The organism is Sphingobacterium tenebrionis, from assembly GCF_037126265.1.
Lineage (GTDB): Bacteria > Bacteroidota > Bacteroidia > Sphingobacteriales > Sphingobacteriaceae > Sphingobacterium > Sphingobacterium tenebrionis.
Window position 1 is genome coordinate 1 of record NZ_JAYLLN010000067.1, and the last position, 7,009, is coordinate 7,009.

Below are 7,009 nucleotides of genomic sequence, written 5' to 3' on the forward strand. Positions count from 1 at the left end.
AAAAACACACTTTCAGAAATCCTTTAAACAAAAATGACCGAGTAAGGTAAATCCTGTACTCAGTCAGTTCTTTAAATCTCATTAAAAAGTTGAGACTTTTTCAGTGCCCTCGAGATTTCTAAGGATTTTTTCTTTAAACACAAGACTTCTTATTGCATATCAAACAAATGTTTTTCTGCATGGTAGGAAGAACGAACCAATGGTCCTGATTCTACATACTTGAATCCCATTTTTAAACCAATTTCTTTATATTTTTCAAATTGTTGCGGAGTAACCCATTCCACAACTGGATGATGTGCTTTGGTAGGCTGTAGGTACTGCCCAATGGTCAGGATATGAACCCCAGCATCATATAGATCTTGCATGGTTTCAACAACATCCTCTTCCGTTTCACCAAATCCCAACATAATTCCTGATTTCGTACGTAAGCCTGCTGCCGAAATACGCTTCAAACATTCCAAAGAACGATCATACTTCGCTTGAATACGAACTTCTCTGGTCAATCGACGAACGGTTTCAATATTATGGGAAACCACTTCTGGACGAACTTCCAAAAGACGCTCTAAATTATCCCATTGCCCTTTAAAGTCTGGAATCAATGTTTCCAATGTAGTTTCTGGACTTTCGCGGCGGATCGCATTAATGGTTTCTGCCCAGATGGTAGAACCGCCATCTTTTAAATCATCCCTATCTACAGAGGTAATCACACAGTGTTTTACCTGCATTAATTTTACCGAATTGGCCACCCTATTCGGTTCATCCGTATCCACTGCTAATGGTCTTCCTGTTGCTACTGCACAGAATGAACAGGAACGCGTACAGATATTACCCAATATCATAAAGGTAGCTGTTCCAGCTCCCCAACATTCTCCCATGTTCGGGCAGTTTCCACTTTCGCAAATGGTATGCAATTTATGCTCATCAACCAAACCGCGTACATGACGGTACTCCTTACCTACCGGTAATTTAACCCTTAACCAATCTGGTTTACGTTGCGTCTGATTTGCTGGAATGACAGGTAATTGAATCATGCTACAAATGTAAGCATATTTCTAAGATTTAAAATAAAGGTTATGTTTGCTTAATATCATAAATCTGCCGACCAAACAATTATGCGAAGGATGTGTTAAAATTTTAAGATATTTGCAGAAGAACAAACCCCTTATTAATAATATGAAGACCAAATTGTTCCACCTATTGGTACTGTTATTAATTTCCAACCTGTCCCTATTTGCTCAGGACAAGGAAATTTCCCTTATCCCTAGACCCTCCAAAATGATTGTCATGGATGGGAAATTAAGTTTGGACCAGAATTTTCCATTATATTATACTGAGGAATTTGCGGCTGTCATCGATCTGCTCTATGAAATTCCATCGCTTAAAATAAACAACAATGAGCTGGTCAAAAAAATAAGGAAACAGCATCAACTTGGCGTTCGTTTGTTCAAAGCCCAAGACCGAGATAAGATAGATCCAAATGGATATAGTTTAGAAATAGATGATTCGGGTATTCTATTGAAGGCCCATCAGGCATCAGGGATGATTTCTGGGATCTATACATTGGTTCAATTGAATCTACTGGAAGGTCCGCATGCTTTATCCCATATCCAAATCCAGGACAAGCCACGATTCGGATACCGCGGATTACACATGGATGTTTCCAGACATTTTGTGCCTTTGAGCTTTATTAAAAAATATATCGACTTAATGGCTTTATATAAACTGAATAACTTCCATTGGCATCTTACCGATGCTGCAGGATGGCGATTGGAAATCAAAAAATACCCAGAACTGACTTCCAAAGCAGCTTGGCGATCGCATACTCTATGGAAGGAATGGTGGAATAATGGCCGACAATATGTAGAACAAGGAAATCCCAATGCCTATGGAGGTTATTATACCCAGGAACAGGCAAGGGAAATCGTTAATTATGCCAGCAAGCGAGGAATCAACATCATTCCTGAAATAGAATTTCCAGGTCATTCCGAAGAGGTTCTTGCAGTTTATCCAGAACTATCCTGCACAGGAAAACCCTATACCCAAGGAGAATTCTGTCTGGGCAATGAAGACAGTTATCAATTTATGAGAAATGTACTGGATGAGGTGGTCAATATCTTTCCGTCTTCCTATATCCATATTGGGGGTGATGAAGCCGATAAGAAACATTGGAAAAGTTGTCCAAAATGCCAGGAGCTCATGAAAAAAGAAGGTTTAAAAACCGAAGAGGAACTTCAGAGTTATGCGATAAAGAAAATCGGGGAACACCTGCATACTAAAGGAAGAAAAATGATCGGATGGGATGAAATTCTACAAGGTGGTTTGCCTCCTGGATCAACTGTTATGAGTTGGCGTGGAGAGGATGGCGGCATTAAAGCGGCCACTGCAGGTCAAGATGTGATCATGACACCAGGTGCTTATCTCTATTTTGACAGTTATCAATCCGATCCAAGAACCCAACCGGAAGCTATTGGTGGATACCTTCCTATTGAAAAAGTCTATAGTTATAACCCCGTTCCGGCTAAATTGCCCGAGGATAAAAAGAAACATATATTAGGTGCCCAAGCCAATCTTTGGGCAGAATACATCCCTACTTACCAGCATTTGGAATACATGGCCTTTCCTCGCATTTTAGCCTTGGCAGAAATGGTCTGGACCGAGCAGGCAGATCGTAAATGGGAAGATTTCAACAAACGCTTACAACAACATTATAAGATTCTTCAGGAGAAGGATGTTAATTATTACAGACCTTCTTTTTCCGTTTCCTCAAAGGTGAACTTTGATTCTTTAGCTTTTAAAAACACCGTGAGCCTTAGCTCGGAACAATACACCCCCTATATTCGCTACACAGTAGATGGTACAGAACCTAAAAGCAGTTCTACCCTCTACAACCTTCCTATAGAACTTTCAAAATCTGCAGTAATTAAAGCGGCCTCCTTTTTAGATTCTACTCGGGTTAGTTCCGTGGAAACAGTTGAATTGGATGTGCATAAAGCCATTGGAAAAGATGTTATCTACAAAACCAAATGGGAAGGTTATCCTGCTCAAGGTGCTAAAACATTAACCAATGGAATCAAAGGTACTTTAACCTATAGTGATGGGCAATGGCAAGGCTTTACGAAAGGCTTTGATGCCATTGTAGATTTTGAACGTCGAGAGGAAATCAAATCAGTGGCAGTTAATTTCATGCAGATCCCTGGTCCTGGTGTATATTTTCCTGGCGAATTCAAGGTCCTTGTTTCTGATAATGGTAAAAATTATAGAGAAATTGGGACCATAAAAAACCAAGTGGGCACAAAAGATCCAACCTTGAAATTCCAGAAATTCGAAATAAAATTGGAAAAACCGATCATGACGCGATTTGTACAAGTTGTGGCGAGCAATCCCATGAAAGGATATCTTTTTGCTGATGAGATTGTGATATATTAATTCATGAAATTATTCATCGTTTTTAAAAATAATAATGTAACTTTGCACTCCGACAAAGCAGTCGGAAATCACCTCTCATTTAAGGCAAAATCTGTCTGCAACAGTCCACAGTATTTTTGTATTTAACTTTGAAATAGAAAATAATGCCTAGAAACACCTCCATTAATTCGGTATTAATCATTGGATCTGGACCTATCGTGATTGGTCAAGCCTGTGAATTTGACTACTCTGGATCACAAGCTGCCCTTTCCTTAAAAGAAGAAGGTATCTCTGTATCCATCATCAACTCAAACCCGGCTACCATCATGACTGACAATGTCGTAGCTGACCATGTTTACTTACTTCCATTGACCGTTGAAAGTATTGAGCAGATCCTTCAAGAACGTCAAATCGATGCTGTATTACCTACCATGGGTGGACAGACCGCTTTGAACCTTTGTATTGAAGCATCAAACCGTGGTATTTGGGATAAATACAATGTCAAAGTAATCGGTGTTGATGTTGCTGCGATCGAAAAAACGGAGAACCGTGAAGAATTCCGTCAGTTAATGATCGATATCGGCGTTGGGGTAGCAACCTCTAAAATTGCAAACTCATTCTTAGAAGGTAAGGAAGCGGCTCAGATCATTGGATTTCCATTGGTAATCCGTCCTTCATATACCTTGGCAGGAACCGGAGGTGGTTTTGTGCACAAAAAAGAAGATTTTGATGCGGCATTGAATCGTGGTCTGCACGCTTCACCAACACATGAGGTATTGGTAGAACAAGCAGTTTTAGGATGGAAAGAATTTGAGTTGGAGCTTCTACGTGATACCAACGACAATGTGATCATCATCTGTACCATTGAAAACTTTGATCCTATGGGTATCCACACCGGTGACTCCATTACTGTTGCACCAGGTATGACCCTTTCGGATAAATGTTACCAAGACATGCGTAATCAGGCAATCAAGATGATGCGTTCTATTGGTAATTTCGCAGGTGGCTGTAACGTTCAATTCTCGGTGAATCCAGAGAATGAAGAAATCATCGCTATCGAGATCAATCCTCGTGTATCCCGTTCTTCAGCGTTAGCATCTAAAGCAACTGGCTATCCAATTGCTAAGATTGCTGCCAAATTAGCGATCGGTTATAACCTGGATGAATTACAGAATCAAATTACAAAAACAACTTCAGCATATTTCGAACCAACATTGGACTATGTAATTGTGAAAGTTCCTCGTTTCAACTTTGATAAATTCAAAGGTGCAAACAAAGAATTGGGATTACAGATGAAAGCCGTTGGTGAGGTGATGTCCATCGGACGTACTTTCATCGAAGCGCTTCAAAAAGCTGCGCAGTCTTTGGAAACTGGCCGCGCAGGATTAGGTGCGGATGGACGTCAATCCAGAAACCTGGAAGAGATCATGCACAGCTTGGAGCATCCAAGTGCTGACCGTTTGTTCCACATCAAAGATGCTTTTGAGTTGGGAGTTCCTTTGGAATCCATCCGTAAAGCAACATTGATCGACAAATGGTTCTTGGTACAGATCCAAGAGCTGGTTCAATTGGAAGGCGAATTACGCAGGTATCAATTGAGCAATATCCCGCGTGACTTCTTCATGACCTTGAAACAAAAAGGTTATTCCGATTACCAAATCGCTTGGTTATTAGGAAACACAACCGAGGATGAGGTTTATGCTCGTCGTAAAGAACTAGGTATCAACCGTGTTTATAAAATGGTAGATACTTGTGCGGCAGAATTCCCTGCACATACACCTTACTACTATTCTACCTTCGAAGATGAGAACGAATCTGTAGTTTCTGATCGTAAAAAAATCATCGTATTGGGTTCTGGCCCTAACCGTATCGGACAAGGTATCGAATTTGATTATTCTTGTGTACACGGGTTATTGGCTGCTAAAGAATGTGGTTATGAGGCCATCATGGTGAACTGTAACCCTGAGACGGTATCAACAGATTTCAACATGGCTGACAAGTTATATTTCGAGCCTGTTTTCTGGGAACATGTACGTGAAATCATCGAATTGGAAAAACCAGAAGGGGTTATCGTACAGTTGGGTGGTCAAACAGCCTTGAAGATGGCGGAACGCTTAGAAGCATTGGGTGTTAAAATCATCGGTACTTCCTTCGCGAACATGGACTTGGCGGAAGACCGCGGAAGTTTCTCCGACCTATTGAAAGAATTAGATATTCCTTATCCTAAATATGGTGTGGCTACTTCAGCTGAAGAAGCGATCAAAGTAGCAAACGAAGTTGGCTATCCAGTCTTGGTTCGTCCATCTTACGTATTAGGCGGACAAGGGATGAGTATTGTGATCAATGATGAGGACTTGGAAAAAGCGGTAGTGAACCTATTGAAAAACCTTCCGGGTAACCATATCCTGATCGACCATTTCTTGGACAGAGCGGAAGAGGCAGAATCGGATTCTATCTGTGACGGAGAAGATGTACACATCATCGGTATGATGGAGCATATTGAACCAGCGGGTATTCACTCAGGTGACTCTTCAGCGGTGTTACCTCCATTCAGCCTTTCTGAAAATGTGCAGCAAAAAATGGAAGAATACTCCATCAAATTGGCCAAAGCATTAAATGTATTGGGATTATTGAACATCCAATTCGCGATCAAAGATGAGAATGTATATGTGATCGAGGCAAACCCAAGAGCATCCCGTACGGTTCCATTCATCGCCAAAGCATACGATGTTCCTTACATCAATATCGCAACGAAAGTGATGTTGGGCGAGAATAAACTGAAAGACTTTACTATTGTTCGTAAGTTGGAAGGTTATGCAATCAAAGAGCCTGTGTTCTCTTTCTCAAAATTCCCTGAGGTAGATAAACAATTAGGCCCTGAGATGAAATCTACTGGTGAGGCAATCCGTTTCATCAAGGACTTGAACGATCCACATTTCAGAGAATTATATTCTAAAAAATCTATGTTCTTGAACGCACAATAATTTTGTGATATCAAGGATTAATAAAATAATAAGAAGGTGTCTAAAAAGGCACCTTCTTCTGTTTTATAGCTTTCTGGAGCTCCATTATAATTTCATGAGCAATATTAGGCTGCAAGTCGATGTTTTATACTTTTCAGCATGTTGATGGCTTGATTTATCGCAAATAGGGAGTTTTTGCCACCTGGTTTACCGATAAAAGCTTTGTCTTTCCACTTTTTTGCCCATTTTCTGAGGTTATGGGCAATGGCCATCAAACCGAATTCCACAGCGACTTTATCCAGTCCTTTCATTGTGAACCGGGTAAACCTGTTGTTGCTTTTCATCTGACCGAAAACAGCTTCCACTTCTATGGGTCGCTTGCTCCGATGGTACATTCCCTCTTCCGATAGCAGTCTTTCCCGGGCTTTATCCTTGAGCTTATTGAGCCTGTGGTTCACTTCAATGAGCCGATCGCCTGTAGCTTTATGGCACCCACTCCGCATCGGGCAGCCTTCGCATCGCCGAGCCTTGTAACAGCTGACCCGGGCAGTGTATCCGTTGGCACTGACTCTGGTTGCATGACCGATAAAGCTGAGCTTCTGTCCGGCCGGACATACATAATAGTCATCCTGCTGGTTGTA

The 7,009-nt window shown here is 41.1% G+C and carries 4 protein-coding genes; 2 read left to right on the forward strand and 2 right to left on the reverse strand.

Features of this window, described 5'->3' with window-relative positions; all coding sequences use genetic code 11:
• Nucleotides 1-149 precede the first annotated feature (149 nt).
• Nucleotides 150-1,031 carry a lipoyl synthase gene (gene lipA / locus VJ786_RS16360; RefSeq protein ID WP_099367841.1) on the reverse strand — a complete coding sequence of 294 codons (882 nt, stop codon included), beginning with the start codon at nt 1,029-1,031 and terminating at the stop codon, nt 150-152.
• 142 nt (nt 1,032-1,173) lie between these two features.
• Here lipA and VJ786_RS16365 point away from each other — a divergent pair, with 142 nt between their 5' ends.
• On the forward strand, nt 1,174-3,426 hold the full coding sequence (locus VJ786_RS16365; protein WP_336558044.1) for a glycoside hydrolase family 20 protein: 2,253 nt from the start codon (nt 1,174-1,176) through the stop codon (nt 3,424-3,426).
• 143 nt (nt 3,427-3,569) lie between these two features.
• Entirely contained in the window at nt 3,570-6,389 is a 2,820-nt protein-coding gene (gene carB / locus VJ786_RS16370) for a carbamoyl-phosphate synthase large subunit (RefSeq protein WP_099367839.1), read from the forward strand.
• A 104-nt stretch (nt 6,390-6,493) separates the two neighbouring features.
• Here the strand turns inward: carB and VJ786_RS16375 are convergent.
• A partial coding sequence (locus VJ786_RS16375) for a transposase (RefSeq protein WP_336558045.1) occupies nt 6,494-7,009 on the reverse strand: 516 nt, incomplete at its 5' end.

What these genes read in the sequence shown, in the direction of transcription:
- lipA (WP_099367841.1), bottom strand. Translation starts at nt 1,031, where the DNA reads ATGATTCAATTACCTGTCATTCCAGCAAATCAGACGCAACGTAAACCA.
- VJ786_RS16365 (WP_336558044.1), top strand. Translation starts at nt 1,174, where the DNA reads ATGAAGACCAAATTGTTCCACCTATTGGTACTGTTATTAATTTCCAAC.
- carB (WP_099367839.1), top strand. Translation starts at nt 3,570, where the DNA reads ATGCCTAGAAACACCTCCATTAATTCGGTATTAATCATTGGATCTGGA.